The organism is Kribbella sp. CA-293567, from assembly GCF_027627575.1.
Taxonomy (GTDB): domain Bacteria; phylum Actinomycetota; class Actinomycetes; order Propionibacteriales; family Kribbellaceae; genus Kribbella.
This window is the reverse complement of the sequence record NZ_CP114065.1, coordinates 1,714,086-1,732,041: the sequence shown is the minus strand read 5'-3', so window position 1 is coordinate 1,732,041 and position 17,956 is coordinate 1,714,086. Positions and strand designations below refer to the sequence as shown.

Here is a 17,956-nt window from a genome sequence, read left to right as displayed (position 1 = left end):
CTACGCCTCGGCGGCGGTCGGCTCGTCGCGCTCGATACCGGCCTCGGCCTCGGCTTCGGCCATCTCGGCGTCGGCCTGCGCGGCGGTCTGGGCCGCGGTGACGTTGACGATCAGGGTGTCCGGCTCGACGGCCAGCGTCGTACCGGCCGGGAGCTTCAGGTCGGACGCGTGGATCTGGGCGCCCGCCTCCAGGCCCTCGACGGAGACGACGACGCCGTCGGGGATGTGGGTCGCCTCGGCCTCGACCAGGATGGTCTGGTTCTCGACCACGACCAGGGTCTCGGAGACCGCGTCGCCCTCGACGTGGATCTGGATCTCGACCTGGACCTTCTCACCGCGCTTCACGATGACCAGGTCGACGTGCTCGATGGTGTTGCGGATCGGGTCACGCTGGACCTGCTTCGGCAGCGCCAGCAGGCTCTCCGAGCCCTCGACCTCGATCAGCAGCAGCGCGTTCGCGGTCTTCAGCGCCAGCATGGTGTCGTGACCGGGCAGCGTGATGTGCACCGGGTCCGTGCCGTGGCCGTAGAGAACGGCGGGCACCTTGTGGTCCCGGCGGATACGGCGGGCAGCACCCTTGCCGAACTCCGTGCGCGACTCGGCTTGGATCTTGACCTCGGCCACGAGATGAACTCCTCAAGTGCGTTGCGGTGGTGTTATGTCGGTGGTCTTGCAAGCTGCTGGCCTCAGCGGGCACGTCTTGACTCCGGAAAGGCGTCAGGCAACGAACCACCGCGTCGATCACGGAGCCGCTCCCGACAGGTCACGGGTGAGCGTGGCTGTATCCGGGGGGCGTCCCTCGCCGAGGCAACCAAAACAGTCTACTCACCATCTTGCCCAGACAGGAAATCCGTTCCGAGGGTGACTTTCCGGGGCGCCGATCGTGACGACTTTCCCGCATGGCCGCGCTCAGTCCCGACCGGCCTTAATGAAAATGATTGTCAAATCAGTTAAGTTCGTCCGGTGACCGCCACTCACCCTCGCTTCCGTGCTGCCCTCCTCACCACGCTGACCGCCGCCGTCGCCTGCTGCCTCGCGCTCGTGCCGTTGCACTCGTCCGCCGAACCGTCGCCGGAGGTGCTGCAGGCGGTCCACACCGACGCCCTGCACACGACGTACGACGGATCGGCGCTTCGGCTGAACACCCGGATCGGCCTGGGCGACTACCGCGAGGCGGACCCGGCCGGACTGATCTTCAACCTGGAGGACAAGGCGTCGGCGCGGGTGGAGCTGCCCGACCTGCCGGCCTTCGCGTTCCTGGGCAGGCCCGGCGATCCGGTCTGGATCGCACCGGAGTCCCAGGATCCCGAACTGCTCTGGCCCGGCTGGGACACCGAGACGATCGCCCCCGGCGCCCTCGCCGGCGACGCGATCGACCTGACCCTGCTGACCGCGACCGGCCCCGGCAACGTCGAGATCTTCTTCAACTTCGACGAGTTCACCGGCGCCGCCGAGCGCCTCTTCAGCGCCGCCGACCCGGCCCTGCGCACGGTCCACCAGCCCATCGGCCGTCACGTCCACGCCAACTGGGCCTTCACCGCCCTCGGCACCTACCACCTGACCTTCCAGTCCACCGCCACCACGACCGCCGGCGTTCCCCTCACCTCCGGCCCGGTCACCTACACCTTCGTCGTAGGCCCGTACGTCGCCGTACCTCCGACGAGCCCGCCCACCACTCCACCCACCACTCCGCCGGTCACCCCGCCCACCACTCCCCCGCCGACGACGCCTCCTCCGGGGACCCCACCGACAACCCCGCCGGGCACTCCGCCAACCACCTCGCCCGGAACTCCCACGCCAGGAACCTCGCCACCCGTCCCTCCTTCCTCACTGCCGCCCAGCACCCCTCCCACCACCCGCCCCAGCGCCACCCCAACCCCAACCCCAAGCCCAACAACATCGCCGAGCAGCCCTCCCGCTGCACCACCGCAACGCCCAACGCCGCGAATCCCAACCCAGGCACCAACTTCTCGCCCACCCCTGCCGCCTTGCCTCACCACCACTTCTCCAGCCACCACTTCCACCAGCAGCACAACCCCGAACCCGACCACCAACCCCACCTCGTCTCTTCCCACCTCGACGACTCCCGGTCCGACCACCCCCAGCACTCCCAACCCCGCCCGCAAGACCCTCTCGACCGGCCACGCCGACTACGCCGTACGTCTGGAGAACCAGCGCCTCTCCGCCCGCATCAAGGACGGCACCGCCCCCGGCACCCCCGTCTGGCGTGACCCCGCGAAGGTGGCCATCCGGTTGACCGCCGCGGCCGCCACCCGCGCCCCCGGCGGCGCCTTCGCCTTCCTCGGCCCCGCCGGCTCACCGCTCTGGCAGATCCCTCAGACCCAGAAGGACGGCGTCATCTGGCTCGGCTGGAACACCGAGGAGATCACCGCCGCCCAACTCACCACCGGAGTCGACTGGCGGCTGGACAAGGTCACCGGCCCCGGCGCGATCGCCGTCTTCGAGTTCGACTCCTTCGGTCAGCCCAAGATCATCTTCAACAGCACCGACGGCCTGCCTGACACGTACAGGATTCCGCTCGGCACTCACGCTCACGGCAACTGGTCCTTCACCAAACCAGGCACCTACCAGGCGACCTTCACCCACTCCGCCACCCTGAAGACCGGCGCCCGCTCCACCACTACCTCCACCGTGACCTTCCTGGTAGCCGTTCCGGGCTCCAACGCCTCCGGCGGCGCTCGACCGGCAGCCGACCACCCCGCGGAGGTCGGAGCGGCGGACCGCCACCACACACCAAGTCGGCCGGCCGCAGGGTCTCGCCGCTCAGCTCAGGGGTCTAGCAGTACCAAAACGCAGGTTGGTCAGTGGTGGAGCCCCGGCAAGTCAGGCGGCGCCGACCGGGCAGCGGCGGCAAACGTCTTGCTGGCCGGGTCTCCCCCCTCTGCGACCAACTGCAAGCTGGCTTCGACCGGCGCGGAGATCGGGCCCGCCTGGATCGGCGGCGGAGCGACTCTGGTCGTGATCGGTGTCGTGACGCTGGTTGCCACTCGTCGTCGCCGGAGTGAAGCGTGAGGCGCGGCAGGTGGCTCGGTGCCGCGGCGGTTGCGTTCGCAGTACTGGCGGCTGGTGGTTGTGCGGGCAGTGCGGCCGGCGCCGACGGGAAGCTCCATGTGGTTGCGACCACGGAGATCCTGGCGGACCTGGTGCAGCGCGTCGGTGGCGATCGGGTCGAGGCGACCTCGCTGGTCCCGGCCGGTGGAGATCCGCATTCCTACGAGCCGACGCCGGCGGATGCCAAGCGCGTCGCCAAGGCCGACGTCACCTTCACCAATCACCTCCTGCTGGAACCGCAGTCGCTGATCAAGACCATCGACGCGAACGCACCGAAGGGCACCCCCAACGTCTCGCTGGCCGAGGCCGCCGAGTCGTACGGCGCACACGTGATCCCGCTCGTCGAGGACATCGGGCTCGACGTGCTCTGGCTGGGTCTCCGGGTCCGCGGCTCGGGCAAGGCCCGCGGCGCCACCCGTACGTCGTCCGTCCAGCTCACCGCCACCAAGATCGAGGGCCCCGGCAAGCTGGTCGCCTACCTGACCGAATCGCTGGGCCAGCCCGACCGCTACTTCGACTCGACCGACCTCTCCACCAGTACGACGCTGCCACCCGCCGCCCACACGCACCTCAACTGGGCCTTCACCGAGCCCGGCGTCTACCACCTCACCCTTGAGGGCAAGCTCGACAACGGCGGCGGCAAGCCCTTGCAGTCGCTCGGCAAGGGCACCTTCACCTTCGCCGTCGGAGTCGAGCCGCATCAGGTCCCGCCCGCGGACGGCGGCAAGCCGACGGTGCTCGACGACGGCCACACCGACCTCACCGTCGATCTCGACACCGGCCAGGTCTACGCGTACTCCGATGTGCAACGCGCCGGCGCCGAGCCGCGGAAGGGCAAGACCGGCGCCGCGCAGTCCGTAGTACCGGCGGGCCGGGTTGTCATCGACGTACCGGGCAAGGCGCTGGAGACGGTGCCTGACGATCCGCGCTTCAGCTTTCTCGGCCAGGCGGGAGCGCAACTCCACCAGCTCCCGCAGGCGGTGCTCGGCAAGCACGTGCACGGCGAGATCGACCCGCATCTGTGGGAGGACGTGGCCAACGCGAAGGCGTATGTGCAGCTGATGCGCGACACCCTGGTCAACGTCGATCCGGCCGGCCGGCAGACCTATGAGGACAACACGAAGACCTACCTGCGAGAGCTCGACGAGCTGGACGCCTATGTCGGGTCGCAGCTGGCGAAGATCCCGGTCGACCGGCGGCAGCTGATCACCACGCACGACGCGTTCGGGTACCTGGCATCGGCGTACGGGATGAAGGTGGCCGGGTTCGTCGTACCGAATCCGGCGCAGGAGCCGAGTGTCGACCAGGTCCGCAAGCTCTCCGAGACGATCCGGAACCTGAAGGTGCCGGCCGTGTTCACCGAGCCGAACCTGGCCCAGCGCGCGTCCGTGCTGACCCAGGTCGCGCACGACCGCGGCGTCCGGGTCTGCTCGATCTACGGCGATTCCTTCGACGACCACGCCCGGTCCTACGTCGCGATGATGCGGCACAACGCCGACGAACTGCTGCTCTGCCTGGGAGAGAAGAGATGACCTTGCTGCTCACCGCACTTTTGTTGCCAACGGCAATTGTTCCGGCGGCCACTCCGGCGCCGCCGGCCGATCAGGTGGTGATCGCCGACGGGCACGTCGACCTCGGACCGCGGTTCGTGGACGGCAGGTGGACGATCCAGTTGCGGGACGACAGCGGTGATCCGATGGTCTGGCGGCCACTGGAGAACGTCGTCGTCCAGGCGACGGACAAGACGACATTGGTTGTTCCCGCCGATCCTGCCTATGCCTTCCTCGGCCCGGCCGGAGCGAAGATCTGGGTGATTCCGCAGGTACAGCAACCCGGCGTGGTCTGGCCGGGCTGGAACACGCAGGAGCCCGAGGTGGCGAAGCGGGTCGACCGCGAGGTCACCTGGTCGCTCAACGGTGTCAAGGGTCCCGGCACCTTCACGCTCTTCCTCAACTCCGACTTCGGCAAACCGGCCCCGGTCTTCGACAGCCGCAAGCCGTTCCCGCAGGAGACCGGCGTCGACGTGAACACCCACGTCCATGGCAACTGGACCTTTTCGGCGCCCGGCACCTACGTGCTCGACATCTCGATGACCAGCAAGCTCACCGACGGCACCACCGTGACCGACCGCCGCCCGCTCCGCCTGTACGCCGGTCCTGGCAACCCCCGCGACGCCTTCGAGCAGGCCGCCGACGCGGCAGGCAAGTCAGGGCCCGAGCAACCTGCCGGTACGACCGTCGAGCAGTCGGCTGCGGACGAGGGCAGCTCCGCCCGAACCCACTGGGCATGGCTGGGCGGTGCGGTCGGCCTCGTCATCGTCGGGGCGGGCGTCGCGTTCGGCGTACGGCGTCGGCGGGCTGTCGTATGAGCGTCCTGCAGGTTGCCGGGGTAGCTGTCGATCTCGCTGGGCGGCGGGTCCTGCACGACGTCGACTTGAAGGTGGCCAGCGGCGAGCACGTCGGACTGATCGGGCCGAACGGCGCCGGCAAGACCACCCTGCTCCGTTCCCTTCTCGGACTGCTGCCGATCAGCGACGGCGTGATCGCGATCGACGGCAGGACGCCACGCGAGGCGCGCGGAAGCATCGGGTACGTACCGCAGCGGCACGAGTTCGTCTGGGACTACCCGGTCGACGTGCGGACGGCGGTGATGACCGGCCGGACGCATCGCATCGGCTGGCTGCGGCGCCCGGGTGCTGACGACCGGGCGGTTGTGGCCGAGGCCCTAGCACGCGTCGACCTGACAGCTCTCCAGCGGCGGCCGATCGGGGAACTGTCCGGCGGGCAGCGGCAGCGAGTACTGGTCGCCCGCGCGCTGGCGCTGCGACCGCGCCTGCTGTTGCTGGACGAACCGTTCACCGGGCTCGACGTACCGACGCAGGAGATCCTCACCCGGCTGTTCCGCACCCTGACCAGTGAAGGCACCGCGATCCTGATGACCACGCACGACCTCCCGGCCGCAGCCGACACCTGCGGCCGGCTCTGCCTGCTCAACGAAACCGTCATCGCGGACGGCTCCCCCGAAGAGCTCAGGGATCCCGCCGTCTGGTTGCGCGCGTTCGGCGTCGCCCGCTCCGAGCAGTTGCTGCACTCCCTCGGGGTGACCCGATGACCGAGTTCCTCACCGAGCCGTGGGAGCACGTCTTCATGCAGCGCGCGTTCCTGGTCGTGCTGATGTCCGGCGTGGTCTGCGGCGTGATCGGCAGCCACGTCGCCCTGCGCGGGATGGCGTTCATCGGCGACGCGGTCGCCCACGCCGTCTTCCCCGGGATCGCGATCGCCTTCGTCCTGCAGACCAGCCTGGTCGTCGGCGGCATCGTCGCCGGGCTGATCACCGCGCTGTCGGTCGCCGTCTTCTCGCAGAACCGAAGGCTGAAGGAGGACACCGTGATCGGCGTCTTCTTCGCGGCCGCGTTCGGTCTCGGCATCGTGGTGATGAGCACCGCCCCGGGGTACGGCGGATCGCTGGAGTCGTTCCTGTTCGGCTCGGTCCTCGGGATCAGCGACGGTGACGTCGGCACGGTTGCAGTGGCCGGTGCCTTCCTGCTCCTGGTCAGCGGCGCGTTGCACAAGGAGTTCGTCACCGTCGGGCTCGACCGGGAGACGGCCCGCTCGGTCGGCCTGCCGATCTTCTGGCTGGACATGGCCCTGTACGCGATGGTGACGGTCGCGATCGTCATCTCGATCCAGGCGGTCGGCAACATCCTGGTCCTCGCCCTGCTGATCACGCCGGCCGCCTGCGCCCGGCTGCTGACCGACCGGATCGGCGCGATGATGCTGATCGCGCCGCTGATCGGCGCCCTCTCCGGTCTGGCCGGGCTCTATCTGTCCTACGCGTTCAACCTCGCCGCCGGCGGATTGATCGTGCTGACGGCGACCGCCGTCTTCGTCGCCTGCTGGGTGTTCGCGCCCCGGCACGGCCTCCTCAGCCACCGCCGCAGTTCCCCTGCAGCGGCCGTAGTTCCCGCCCAAGCCCGAAAGGAAAGTCATGCGCACAATTAACCGCGTCGCATTGCCCACCGTGGCAGTGCTCGCGTTGTCCGGCCTGGCGTTGCCGGCTGATGCCACCAAGAAGGTCCACCTCGACCAAGGCCACGTCGACGTGGTCGGGATCGCCTTCGAGGACGGCGCGTTCGACCTGCACGTCCACGACGAGGCGAACGCCGCCGAGTACGCGCCGTCCGAGGTCGTCCTGGTCGCGAAGCCGGGCTCGGAGATCGCCGTTCCGGCCGACCCGCAGTACAGCTTCCTCGGTACGCCGGGCGGTCGCGCCTGGGTGCTGCCGCAGGTGCAGGACCCGGCGCTGCTCTGGCCCGGGATCGGCGCCGAGGAGATCGAGCCCGGTGTCTTCAGGAACGACGCGCTCAAGCTCGACGTCGTCGCCGTCACCGGCCCGGCCGACCTCAGCATCTTCACCACCGATGCCTTCGGCGCACCGACCGTCCTGGTCGACAGCGGCAACGGCCTGCCGGACCGGATCAGCACGTTGGCCGGTGGCCACCTGCACGCCAACTGGGCGTTCGAGGCGGCCGGTACGTACAAGGTGAAGGTCAGGGTCTCCGGCACGCTGGCCGCCACCAACCAGAAGGTCTCAGGCGTCGCCGTCTACACCTTCAAGGTCAACCGGTGAAGAGCCGGGTGCTCGCGGGCGCTGCCACCGCGGCACTGATCACGATGCTCCAGGTCCTGCCGGCCCACGCCCTGACGACCATCTCGTCGGGGCATGTGGACGCGCTCGACGTCGACTGGACGGGCTCCGCCCTGACGCTCGACCTGCGCGACGGCACGGTCACGCCGAACGTCGACCGCAACCCGGCGGACGTCGTACTGAATGCTGTTCCGGCCAGCAGGACCACGGTTCCGTCCGGGGCGTCGTACGCGTTCCTCGGTACCGCGGGCTCGCCGGTGTGGATCCTGCCGCAGACGCAGGTCAGCAGCATCGTCTGGCCGGGCTTCAACACCGAAGGTGTGCCCGGCGGAGCACTGCAGGGCAACAGCGTCACCGTCAAACTGGTGTCGGTCACCGGTCCCGCGCAGGTGAGTGTCTACAGCACCAGCTCGCTCGGCACTCCGAGCGTCTGGTTCGACAGCGGCAACGGGCTTCCGGACACCCGGGCGTTCGCGGTCAACACGCACGCCCACGCCAACTGGGCGTTCGAGGCGGCCGGCACCTACGCCGTCGTCTTCGAAGTCACCGGCAAGACGGCTGCGGGCGCCGCCGTGACCACCGGCCAGAAGACCTACACCTTCACCGTTCAGCCGTAGGCCCCACCGTCTTGGAGATGCGGCCGCATCTCCAAGACCCCCGGCTGCTCCCCCGCGCGAATCTGCGGGCGCAACGCCTTGGCCGTAAGGTCTTGTCATGCGGATCGTCTCCTTGCTCCCTTCCGCCACCGAGATCTGTTTCGCTCTCGGGGCCGGCGACGACGTCCTCGGCGTGACCTTCGAATGCGACTACCCGAGCCAGGCCAGGACCCGCCGGATCGTCTCCACCAGCAACCTGCCCGAAGGGCTCACCCCGGCCCAGATCGACACCGCCGTCCGGGAGCGGGTCGCGGCCGGCGAGGACCTCTACAAGCTCGATCGCAACGCGCTGCGCGACCTCGCGCCGGACCTCGTCATCACCCAGGACCTCTGCGCCGTCTGTGCGATCGACGTGGACGACGTCGAGGAAGCCCTCTGCTACCTCGGCTGCCAGTCAGCCGTCGTGACCACCGATCCACACGACCTGGACGAGGTGTTCCACTCGATCGAGGTGATCGGCGATGCGATCGGCCGTTCGGCCGGCCGGCTGGTCGAGGAGCTGCGGAAACGGCTCGCGAAGGTCCGCATCCAGGGCGACACGCGGGTGATGCTGCTGGAGTGGACCGACCCACCGTTCGCGCCCGGTCACTGGATCCCTGAGATGGTCGAGCACGCGGGCGGCGTCAACGTCCTCGGTACGGCGGGCCTCCGCTCGGTCCGCACCACCTGGCCGGCGATCGAGGCAGCTCGTCCTGAAGTGATCGTCTCGGCCCCTTGTGGCTTCGGCCTCGACGGCGCCAGCGAGCTCACCCAGGAACTGCTCGACCGGGGCGTGTTGCCGAGCGCGGTACCGGTCTGGGCCGTCGACTCCAACGGTTGTTTCGCCCGGCCAGGTCCCAGACTGGTTGACGGTGTCGAAGCTCTGGCCGGCCTGCTGCACGACGGGCCGGTCGATCCATCGGTGGCCCGCCGGCTTCGCTAGTTCTCGCTGGTGCTCGCCGGTCCGGCGAATTCCGCCTGGTTAACTGGCGGTATGACTGACCACCAGGTCCTGCGGGTGTTCGCAGATCCGCACGGCAACCACGGGAACCAGCTCGGCGTAGTACTGGACGGTGGCTCGATTCCCGAGGCCGCCGACCGGCAGAGGTTCGCCGCCGAGCTCGGCTTCGCGGAGACGATCTTCTTCGACGATGTCGAGCGGGCCGAGTTCGCGATCTACACCCCGCTGACCGAGCTTCCGTTCGCGGGCCACCCGGCCGTCGGCGCCGCGTGGATCGTCGGCCGCGAACTGGGCGAGGCGCCCGCCGTACTGCGGGTCGCGGCCGGCGAGGTCGACACCTGGCAGGACGGCGCCGACGTGTGGGTCCGCGGGCCGCTCGCCTCGGCGCCCGCGTGGTGGCACGAGCGACTGGAGTCGGCCGAAGCCGTCGACAAGCTGACCGGCCCGCTGGTCCCGGAGCAGGACGCGACCCAGCTCTGGGCCTGGGAGGACGAGGCGGCGGGCATCGTCCGGGTTCGGGTCTTCGGTCAGCGCTTCGGGATCGCCGAGGACGAGGCCTGCGGCTCGGCCTCGATGCGACTGGCCGCGACTCTCGGCCGGCGGCTCACCATCAAGCACGGCGCCGGCTCGATCGTGCTCGCCCAGCCCGGCCCACCGGCGTACGCCGAGATCGGTGGTCGCGTAGTGGTCGACTGACCCCTACCCCACCTACTCGCTCAGTCTCGTCCAGACCTGGCGAAGCGCTCGCGCGGCATCGCCTTCGAGGCCGGCCTCGTCCAGGGTCTCGCCCAGCTCATCGAACTCCGGCCCCCACCGCCAAGCCACGCTCCGCAGACTCTCCGGCAGCCCCGGATCCTTCAAGGACCCGCCGTCCTGCCGGATCTGCTGCGCGGTCAGCGCAGCCGTCACACCATGCTTCTCCGCCAGCTCGAACGCCAGTACCGCGAGCGCCGCTTTCCCTTTGTTGTAAAGGGCGAAAGCCGACTTCGCCGCACTGGCCGCGCCGACCTGATCCCCGACGACCATCGGCGTCGCCGCCGTCCCGGCCCACAGCTCCGCGGCCTCCTGCGCGGCCGATCCCGACAGCATCACGTGGGTCGGGTTCGGACCGCCCACCGGCGGCGGACCGACCACTCCGGCGTCGACGAAGGTTGCGTCCGGCAACGCATCCTTCGCTTCCTGCAACGACCGCGGTGACAGCGGATTGGCCTCGATGTACATCCCGCTGAACCCGGTCGCCCCGACCTGCCGGGCGATGTCGAGCGCACCTTGCGGCGCGCAGGAACAGAGGACCACCGAGGCCGGCCCGACCGCGTCAGCGAACGGCGTACCGATCAAACCGGCCGCTTCGGCCCGCTCGACCGACGCCGTACTGCGCCCCTCCGGCACCCAGTGCACTTCGTGGCCGGCAGCAACCAGTTGACGAGCGAGCTGCGACCCCATCGCGCCGGGGTGGAGGACGGCGATCCGCATCGCGGGTCAGGCGCGGCCGTCGAAGAGCTTGGTGACCGAGCCGTCCTCGAACACCTCGCGGATCGCCTGGCTGATCAGCGGTGCGATGGTCAGCGTGGTGAGCTTGTCGAACTCGCTCTCCTCGGCGATCGGCAGCGTGTTGGTGACGATCACCTCGCTGGCCTGGCAGTTCTTCAGCCGGTCGACGGCCGGGCCGGACAGGATCGCGTGGGTCGCGGCGATCACCACGCCCGCGGCGCCGTCGGCCATCAGCGCGTCGGCGGCCTTGCAGATGGTGCCACCGGTGTCGATCATGTCGTCGACCAGGATGCAGACCCGGCCCTTGACCTCGCCGACGACCCGGTTGGCGACCGTCTCGTTGGGCCGGTCGATGTCGCGGGTCTTGTGGATGAAGGCCAGCGGCGCGTTGTTGAGCCGGGCCGACCACTGCTCGGCGACCTTGATCCGGCCGGCGTCCGGCGAGACCACGGCCAGTTGCTGGTCGCCGTACTTGTCGCGGACGTAGTCGCTCAGGATCGGCAGCGCCATCAGGTGGTCCACCGGGCCGTCGAAGAAGCCCTGGATCTGCGAGGTGTGCAGGTCGACGCAGATCAGCCGGTTCGCGCCGGCCGTCTTGAACAGGTCGGCCATCAGCCGGGCCGAGATCGGCTCCCGGCCGCGGTGCTTCTTGTCCTGCCGGGCATAGCCGTAGAACGGCAGCACCACGGTGATCCGCTTGGCCGACGCCCGCTTCAGCGCGTCGACCATGATCAGCTGCTCCATGATCCACTCGTTGATCGGCGAGGTGTGGCTCTGGATCACGAACGCGTCGGAGCCGCGGACCGACTCCTCGAACCGGACGTAGATCTCGCCGTTGGCGAAGTCGTACGCCGAGGTCGGCACCAGGCCGGCCCCGAGCTGCTCGGCGACCTGTTCGGCCAGGGCGGGGTGCGCCCGGCCTGAGAACACCATCAGGTTCTTCTCGGTGGTGCGTTTCATCCCGCTCATGGACATGCCTCCCGTTACGCCTTCTCGCCAGTGTCGCTCTGTGAGCCACCCGCCGCAGCATCTGCGTCGAGTGCAGCTCCGGCGGCCTCGGCCGTCTTCGTACCGGCCCGCTTGCGCGCGACCCAACCCTTGATGTTGCGCTGGCGGCCGCGGGCGACCGCGATCTCGCCGGCGCCGACCGGAGCGTCGATCGCGCTTCCGGCCGCGACATAGGCGCCATCGGCGATGTCGGCGGGTGCGACCAGCACCGAGTTGCTGCCGACGAAGGAGTACTTGCCGATGGTGGAGTGGAACTTGTTGACGCCGTCGTAGTTGGCGAAGATCGTGCCGGCGCCGATGTTCGCGCCCTCGCCGATCGTCGCGTCCCCGGCGTAGGTCAGGTGCGGGACCTTCGCGCCGTCGGCGATCGCGGCGTTCTTGGTCTCCACGAAGGTGCCGATCTTGCCCTTGACGCCGAGCGTCGTACCGGGCCGGAGGTAGGCGAACGGGCCGACCGTGGCCTGGGCGCCGATGACCGCGCCGAAGCCGTGGGTGCGGATGATCGTCGCGCCCTCACCGACCTCGATGTCGGTCAGCGTGGTGTCCGGGCCGATCACGGCGCCGGTGGCGACCTTGGTGGTGCCGTGCAGCTGCGTGTTCGGCAGCAAGGTGACGTCGCGGTCGAGCGTGACGGTCGAGTCGACCCAGGTGGTGTTCGGGTCGACCACGGTGACGCCGGCCCGCATCAGGCCGTCGAGGGTCCGGCGGTTCAGCTCGGCGCGGAGGGTGGCCAGCTGGACCCGGTCGTTCACGCCCTCGGTCTGCATCGCGTCCTCGGTGACGTACGCGCCGACCCGCTTGCCGTCGCTCTTGGCGATCGCCAGCACGTCGGTCAGGTACAGCTCGCCCTGCGCGTTGTCGGTGGTGATCCGGGTCAGGCCGTCGCGCAGGGTGGCCGCGTCGAAGGCGTAGATGCCGGCGTTGATCTCGTCGATCTCGCGCTGCTCGGGCGTCGCGTCCTTGTGCTCGACGATGCCCGCGACGCTGCCGTCCTCGCTGGGGATGATGCGGCCGTAGCCGGTCGGATCCGGCACCCGTGCGCTCAGCACGGTGACCGCGTTGCCGCTGCGCTCGTGCTCCGCGACGAGCTCCTTGAGCGTGTCGGCCTCGAGCAGCGGAACGTCACCCGACGTGACGACGACCGTCCCGTCGAAGTCGGCCGGAACGGCGGTGAGGCCGGAACGGACGGCGTCGCCGGTGCCCAGCTGCTGCTCCTGGACGGCGGTCCGGACGCCGGGGTCGACCTCGGTCAGGTGGGCCTCGACCAGCTCACGGCCGGTACCGACCACGACGACGAGGTGCTCCGGGGCAAGGGCCCGGGCGGTGACCACGGCGTGCCCGACGAGGCTGCGCCCGCCGATCTCGTGCAGGACCTTGGGGGTGGCGGATTTCATCCGGGTCCCCTGCCCGGCGGCCATGATGATGACGGAGGCAGGACGATGGGAAGTCACGCGGTCTTCTCCTCGAGTTCCCGGCGAGTTCGGCTGGAACAACTTCACGGGCACTCGAAACGGTGCCTTAGCAAGCCTACTGGCTCAACCCGCCGAGCCTCGCACGGACTCCACCAGCCGCGCACTCGTCAGGCCGGTGTATTCGACCATCAGGCGCTCAGTGGCAGCGTCGTTGTACCCACGGCGGGCGACTTGACGGTAGAACTCCGTGACCGGTCTCACTCCGGCTCGAGCGATCAACTGCTCCACCGCGACCCAGCTGATGGCATCGGCGGCCCCTGCCCCGAACTCGTCGTCGTTCGGCAGCCGGGTGAGCTGCAGGCGCTCGGACTTGGTCAGCGCGGCTCGCAGCTTGGCCCGCTCGACGGCGGGCAGCACCTGGTTCCCGGCGTACTGGGCCATGCCTTCGGCCAGCCATTGTGGCGCTCCGTCACCAAGTCTTACCGGGAGAAGGTGCATCAGCGCGTGCGTCAACTGTGCCGGCGTGACGGTGGTCCGGCGGATGACGACCCAACCGCCGGCGGGCTGGATCGAGCCGATCGCGGGGCTCAGCATCGCCCGCACCTGGATCGGCTCGGGACCGAACTGCCTCGGCGGGATCTCGGTCAGGACCTGCGGCTCCCGCAGCGCGACGACGTACGGGACGGTCTGCAGTTGGCCGGGCCAGATCGCTCGAACCCGCTTGGCCGACGCCACCGTCTCGTCCGCGAGACTCCGGGCTCTTGGCAACTGACCTCGGTTGACGATCACGACGACGTTGACCCGGCGCAGTACGTCGATGGGGCCGAAGTCCCAGGGCTGGCGGTTGGAGCCGATCGCCTGATCGAGAGCGCGGTCGGAGGTCATCCAGAGACGCCCGCGGTGAAAGGCGTAGCTGTAACCGACGTCCGTGGCCGCCTGGCCGAGGCGGCTGCCATGGAGGACGTACCGCATGCTGACGCGGAAGGTACCCGGCTGGCCACGGTAGTTCGCCCAAGGCTCGGCACGACGGTAGGTCACGCTCATGCCGACAGCCTTGAGGTTGCGGAAGAGCTGGGTCTGTTTGGGCCGCAACGCCGGCGCGACATCCTGCAGGAACAGCGCCAGATTGTTCGTCCGCACCGCCACCCCGCGCCGGGCCAAACTCGCGTCGACGGCGTTGGCGAGCACCGGATCAATCTCGCCGGTCCCACTTGGCCGCATGCTCCGCAGCGTCACGCCATGAGTCGCGTCACTGGTCAGCCGCACCGTGCTGTCAGCCGGCGAGATCGCCAGCCACAACCCCGCGACCACCACCAGCACCGCGCCCACCGGCGTCAGAACCCCTCGCAACCCGCGCACTCCCACATCGTCACGCACTCACGAACTCCCCACCAACTCCCACTCGTGTACACAGCGACAGGCAGTAGTAGCTTCGCAGTCCGATTCGCCCGCCGCGCTGAGCGTGAGCGCCGGCTGAACTACCTACTACTTCCTGTCCTTGTGCACGCTTCTCACTCGATGTAGCCGGTGGCGGGGTCGACTTGAGCGAGAAAACTGCGGATGGACTCCACCAGGTCGGTCTGGGAGTGAGGAGAGCCGTCGGAGGTCTTCGAGGAAAAGCCGTAGCCGGGGTTGGGACCCGAGAGCCAGGTGAAGTCGTGGTGGCCGGAGCCGTCGGGTCGTTCGCGGACTTCGAAGAGTTGACCGTCGACCTCGACATTCACCGGTTGCGTCATCCGTTGATCTTCCTTGGTCGATACTGCAGAGGTGAAGACCACCGAGGCGTTCATCCTCGACAGTGACGGATGGGAACACCCTGAGGTGGTGAGAGCGTGCGGGCTGATTCTGAGAACGGTGGAGTTCAGCGCTGATCGGTGGGAGACCGACGTTCCGGGTGGCGGGGACGACTGGACGCCCGAGGTTGCCGCCGCGGCAGAGGTCTTGCGGCAAGTGGCGTCCCGGAACGGCCGGGTTGAGGGACAGTACGACTACGCGGAGACCGGGGTGATGAAGTTCGTGCGCGACGAGGTCTGGTCGGCGTTCGTGACGTTCGCACCTTGGGCATACGACGCCACGGTCTGGAGCGACACCGAGGGCGACATCGTCTCGCTCTCCGACGAAGGTCAGTCGGCGTTCGTGCGCCTGACACCTGCCCACTACGCGACGATCACTGCGGAACTTGGTGAAGCGAGCCTGGTTCCGTATCGGAAGTGGCGAAAGGTCCGCAAGTCGCGTCGCTAGCTGCCAGGTGAGCTGGTCCAGTTGTAGATGTCGGTCAAGGTGGCGCTGGTAGGTAGGTGGCCGCCGATGTACTGGTGGCCTTCCGCGGTCGGGATGTTCTCCAGGAGCCACTGCGCGTCGCTCTCAGGAACGTTCTCGTCGTGCGTGCCGTACCAGATGCCGACCGGGACGCTGATGCTTTGTGGAGAGAAGCCCCACGGCTGGGCGAAGGCGACCTTGTCGTCGTACCAGCCGTCGAGGCTGTCGGCGAAGGTAGCGAGCAACCGAGCCTGCGCCGCCGGGTCGTCCCAAGCCGGCGGCCCGGGTGGAGCACCGGGGTACTCGTGGCCGCCTGCTTCGACCTGGCCGAGGATGTCGGCGCCGAGCTGCGCGAGTTGCGCGCGAAGAACTTCCTCGGGAGGCAGCGTCGCGGCCTGCGGGCGGATACCCGAAAGCACGGCACATCGGGTGACGCGATGCGGCAGGAGCGCCGCACAGGCCAGTGCATGCGGACCACCACCCGACCCGCCCACTACCGCGAACGTCTCCCACCCCTGACTGTCCGCGACCACCTCGACGTTCTGCACCACATCGGAAACGGTACGACCGGGCTGCCGGGTCGAGCCGCCGTAGCCGGGACGGTCAGGCGTCAGAACTCGCACGCCGCTCTCTTCGATCGCGGCGATCTGCCCGGGCCGCCGCAAGCGGGTGCTCGGAGTTCCGTACAGCTCGATCACCGGCACGCCATCGGCCGGTCCGTACAAACGGAACCAGAGGGTGCGACCCGCCACGCTGACTTGGTGATCCACCTCCCCATCCAACGGCACGTTTCGTGAACGTCCGGGGCAGCCTCGACAGCAGTTGGCCGGTTGCTGTTTGATCGGGAGCTTGCCAACAGAGGGAGTGCCGGTGCCGAAGACCGACTACGACGATTTCGCTGCGGCGTACTCCGCGGACAACGAGGTCAATCTGCTCAACGGCCACTACGAACGGCCCGCGATGCTGGACCTCGCCGGCGATGTGGCCGGCCGCCGGATCCTCGAAGCAGGCTGCGGCTCGGCTCCGCTGGCGGCGGCGCTCCGCGACCGCGGCGCGATCGTGAGCGGCTTCGACCGGAGTACGGCGATGCTCGACCTGGCCCGCCGAAGGCTCGGCGAAGACGCCGACCTGACCGTCGCAGATCTGGCCGAGCCGCTCCCGTACGCCGTTGCCACCTTCGACGACATTGTTGCCCCACTCGTCCTGCACTACCTGAAGGACTGGACCGGACCGCTCACCGAATTCCACCGGGTGCTGAAGCCGGGCGGACGCCTGATCCTGTCGCTGAACCACCCCTTCGTCTACACGGCCTTGAACCCCGACGGCAACTACTTCGACGTCGCCGAATTCTCCTTCGACGCCGAACACGCCGGCCACACGGTCACCTACACGATCTGGCACCGCCCGCTCCAGGCGATGACCGACGCCTTCACCGCGGCAGGTTTCCGGATCGCCGCCATCAGCGAGCCCCAGATCGCCGCAGACACACCAGTCGAACTGCGCCCCCAGGGTGTAGAGCACCCCGCGAGATTCATCAGCTTCATCTTCTTCACACTCGAGGCGATCTGACTGAAGGCGAAATGCGAACCACCTAGCGCCAAGGCGGGTCGTATCGGCCCACATAGGCGCGTGCGCGTTCTGTCGGATCTGCCCAGGACTGATGCGGTTGCCGATGCACGTGCTCCTCACAGAACTCCCGCAGATCACAACTGATCGTCTCCACCCGACGGACAGGAAGCCCCTCGAAGTCGCTGTTGACCTGCAGGAGTTCGGACTCGAGGTTCCAGCCCGACGCATCGAACGCCCACGTGCCCCACCTCGCGTACACGTGAAGCGGATGGTCGAAGTCACCCATGTACATCGCCGCCAACGCGATCCCCTGATCGGGATAGAAATCCCTGCACACCCACGCCAGCACGTGGCACGCCCCACTCGAAAAGAACGCCTGATCCGTTCGCTCCCAGGAGACCCGCTGATCTGACCGCTCGATCGCGGTTCGCCGGAACACCCCAGAAGCAGTGACTGCCATGCGGCGATGCTAACGAAGCGTTCCGCCCCCCGGCTCGACCTGAACCAGACCCGCGTGCCTTGTCGTCCACACCGTTTGTCAGCAGATCCGTTAGCGGGTGCACACAGTCGGAAACGCTGTTGACGGCATCGCCAGGGGTCTTCAAGATGTAGTAGTCAGCGGAGGTGGTGGAACCGCTGGCCTAGGCCGCTGCCTCGGTACAGAAGTAGCCCAGCCCGGCTTCTGTACCCGTTGTTGTGGAGGGGAGCTGCCCGTTCGAGACGGGCCAGTGCGGGCAAGCGTCGCCCGGATGTGGCGGTCCTCCTGGGACGCGATCCGGGCGGCGTCCACCACCGCTGCCTGTGTATAGCCAGCCCACCGCGTTCCAGGAGTCGCTCGCGTCTATCGCCGTCCACCGCGCGTGTTAGCAAATTCGTTAGCAAGCCCCACCCTGCACAATGTG

Annotated in this window: 19 protein-coding genes; 11 read left to right on the top strand and 8 right to left on the bottom strand. The window is 68.6% G+C overall.

The window, feature by feature from the left end:
• Positions 1–624, bottom strand: a complete 624-nt coding sequence (locus OX958_RS08365; protein ID WP_270136625.1) for a 50S ribosomal protein L25/general stress protein Ctc — start codon at positions 622–624, stop codon at positions 1–3.
• A gap of 339 nt (positions 625–963) precedes the next feature.
• On the opposite strand from OX958_RS08365, the gene OX958_RS08360 reads away from it, so the two are divergent.
• The 9 genes from OX958_RS08360 to OX958_RS08320 all read left to right on the top strand — a co-directional run bounded on the left by OX958_RS08360 (position 964) and on the right by OX958_RS08320 (position 10,011).
• A complete protein-coding gene (locus OX958_RS08360) occupies positions 964–3,033 on the top strand; it encodes a choice-of-anchor M domain-containing protein (RefSeq protein ID WP_270136624.1) in 2,070 nt (689 codons plus the stop codon).
• 44 nt (positions 3,034–3,077) lie between these two features.
• Positions 3,078–4,604, top strand: a complete 1,527-nt coding sequence (locus tag OX958_RS08355; protein WP_442913288.1) for an anchored repeat ABC transporter, substrate-binding protein — start codon at positions 3,078–3,080, stop codon at positions 4,602–4,604.
• Positions 4,601–5,440 (top strand): choice-of-anchor M domain-containing protein, encoded by an 840-nt coding sequence (locus OX958_RS08350; protein WP_270136622.1) that lies wholly within the window; start codon positions 4,601–4,603, stop codon positions 5,438–5,440. Before OX958_RS08355 ends, OX958_RS08350 begins: the two co-directional genes overlap by 4 nt.
• Positions 5,437–6,183 carry an anchored repeat-type ABC transporter ATP-binding subunit gene (locus tag OX958_RS08345; protein ID WP_270136621.1) on the top strand — a complete coding sequence of 249 codons (747 nt, stop codon included), beginning with the start codon at positions 5,437–5,439 and terminating at the stop codon, positions 6,181–6,183. The genes OX958_RS08350 and OX958_RS08345 overlap by 4 nt, the downstream gene beginning before the upstream one ends.
• Complete coding sequence (locus tag OX958_RS08340; RefSeq protein ID WP_270136620.1) at positions 6,180–7,073, top strand: anchored repeat-type ABC transporter permease subunit; 894 nt, start codon at positions 6,180–6,182, stop codon at positions 7,071–7,073. The genes OX958_RS08345 and OX958_RS08340 overlap by 4 nt, the downstream gene beginning before the upstream one ends.
• Positions 7,060–7,701: a choice-of-anchor M domain-containing protein gene (locus OX958_RS08335; protein WP_270136619.1), complete on the top strand. Its 642-nt coding sequence runs from the start codon at positions 7,060–7,062 to the stop codon at positions 7,699–7,701. The genes OX958_RS08340 and OX958_RS08335 overlap by 14 nt, the downstream gene beginning before the upstream one ends.
• Positions 7,698–8,336, top strand: a complete 639-nt coding sequence (locus tag OX958_RS08330) for a choice-of-anchor M domain-containing protein (protein WP_270136618.1) — start codon at positions 7,698–7,700, stop codon at positions 8,334–8,336. The genes OX958_RS08335 and OX958_RS08330 overlap by 4 nt, the downstream gene beginning before the upstream one ends.
• A gap of 97 nt (positions 8,337–8,433) precedes the next feature.
• Positions 8,434–9,297 carry a cobalamin-binding protein gene (locus OX958_RS08325; RefSeq protein ID WP_270136617.1) on the top strand — a complete coding sequence of 288 codons (864 nt, stop codon included), beginning with the start codon at positions 8,434–8,436 and terminating at the stop codon, positions 9,295–9,297.
• Positions 9,298–9,348: 51 nt separating this feature from the next.
• Entirely contained in the window at positions 9,349–10,011 is a 663-nt protein-coding gene (locus OX958_RS08320) for a PhzF family phenazine biosynthesis protein (RefSeq protein WP_270136616.1), read from the top strand.
• 12 nt (positions 10,012–10,023) lie between these two features.
• On the opposite strand, the gene OX958_RS08315 is transcribed toward OX958_RS08320, so the two are convergent.
• From OX958_RS08315 to OX958_RS08295, 5 genes are all read right to left on the bottom strand, one after another.
• Entirely contained in the window at positions 10,024–10,788 is a 765-nt protein-coding gene (locus OX958_RS08315) for an NAD(P)-dependent oxidoreductase (protein ID WP_270136615.1), read from the bottom strand.
• A gap of 6 nt (positions 10,789–10,794) precedes the next feature.
• Positions 10,795–11,775: a ribose-phosphate diphosphokinase gene (locus tag OX958_RS08310; RefSeq protein ID WP_270136614.1), complete on the bottom strand. Its 981-nt coding sequence runs from the start codon at positions 11,773–11,775 to the stop codon at positions 10,795–10,797.
• 14 nt (positions 11,776–11,789) lie between these two features.
• On the bottom strand, positions 11,790–13,265 hold the full coding sequence (glmU, locus tag OX958_RS08305) for a bifunctional UDP-N-acetylglucosamine diphosphorylase/glucosamine-1-phosphate N-acetyltransferase GlmU (protein WP_270136613.1): 1,476 nt from the start codon (positions 13,263–13,265) through the stop codon (positions 11,790–11,792).
• Between the two features lie 84 nt (positions 13,266–13,349).
• Positions 13,350–14,603, bottom strand: a complete 1,254-nt coding sequence (locus OX958_RS08300) for a hypothetical protein (protein ID WP_270136612.1) — start codon at positions 14,601–14,603, stop codon at positions 13,350–13,352.
• A 134-nt stretch (positions 14,604–14,737) separates the two neighbouring features.
• Complete coding sequence (locus OX958_RS08295) at positions 14,738–14,962, bottom strand: hypothetical protein (protein ID WP_270136611.1); 225 nt, start codon at positions 14,960–14,962, stop codon at positions 14,738–14,740.
• Between the two features lie 31 nt (positions 14,963–14,993).
• Between OX958_RS08295 and OX958_RS08290 the strand changes: the two genes are divergently transcribed.
• Complete coding sequence (locus tag OX958_RS08290) at positions 14,994–15,467, top strand: hypothetical protein (RefSeq protein ID WP_270136610.1); 474 nt, start codon at positions 14,994–14,996, stop codon at positions 15,465–15,467.
• On the opposite strand, the gene OX958_RS08285 is transcribed toward OX958_RS08290, so the two are convergent.
• Positions 15,464–16,237: an alpha/beta fold hydrolase gene (locus OX958_RS08285; protein WP_270136609.1), complete on the bottom strand. Its 774-nt coding sequence runs from the start codon at positions 16,235–16,237 to the stop codon at positions 15,464–15,466. The two genes, OX958_RS08290 and OX958_RS08285, sit on opposite strands and share 4 nt — an antisense overlap.
• A 118-nt stretch (positions 16,238–16,355) precedes the next feature.
• Here OX958_RS08285 and OX958_RS08280 point away from each other — a divergent pair, with 118 nt between their 5' ends.
• Positions 16,356–17,054 carry a class I SAM-dependent methyltransferase gene (locus tag OX958_RS08280; protein ID WP_270136608.1) on the top strand — a complete coding sequence of 233 codons (699 nt, stop codon included), beginning with the start codon at positions 16,356–16,358 and terminating at the stop codon, positions 17,052–17,054.
• Between the two features lie 22 nt (positions 17,055–17,076).
• On the opposite strand, the gene OX958_RS08275 is transcribed toward OX958_RS08280, so the two are convergent.
• Positions 17,077–17,514, bottom strand: coding sequence for a hypothetical protein (locus OX958_RS08275; RefSeq protein WP_270136607.1), 438 nt, complete (start codon positions 17,512–17,514; stop codon positions 17,077–17,079).
• Positions 17,515–17,956: the final 442 nt, after the last annotated feature.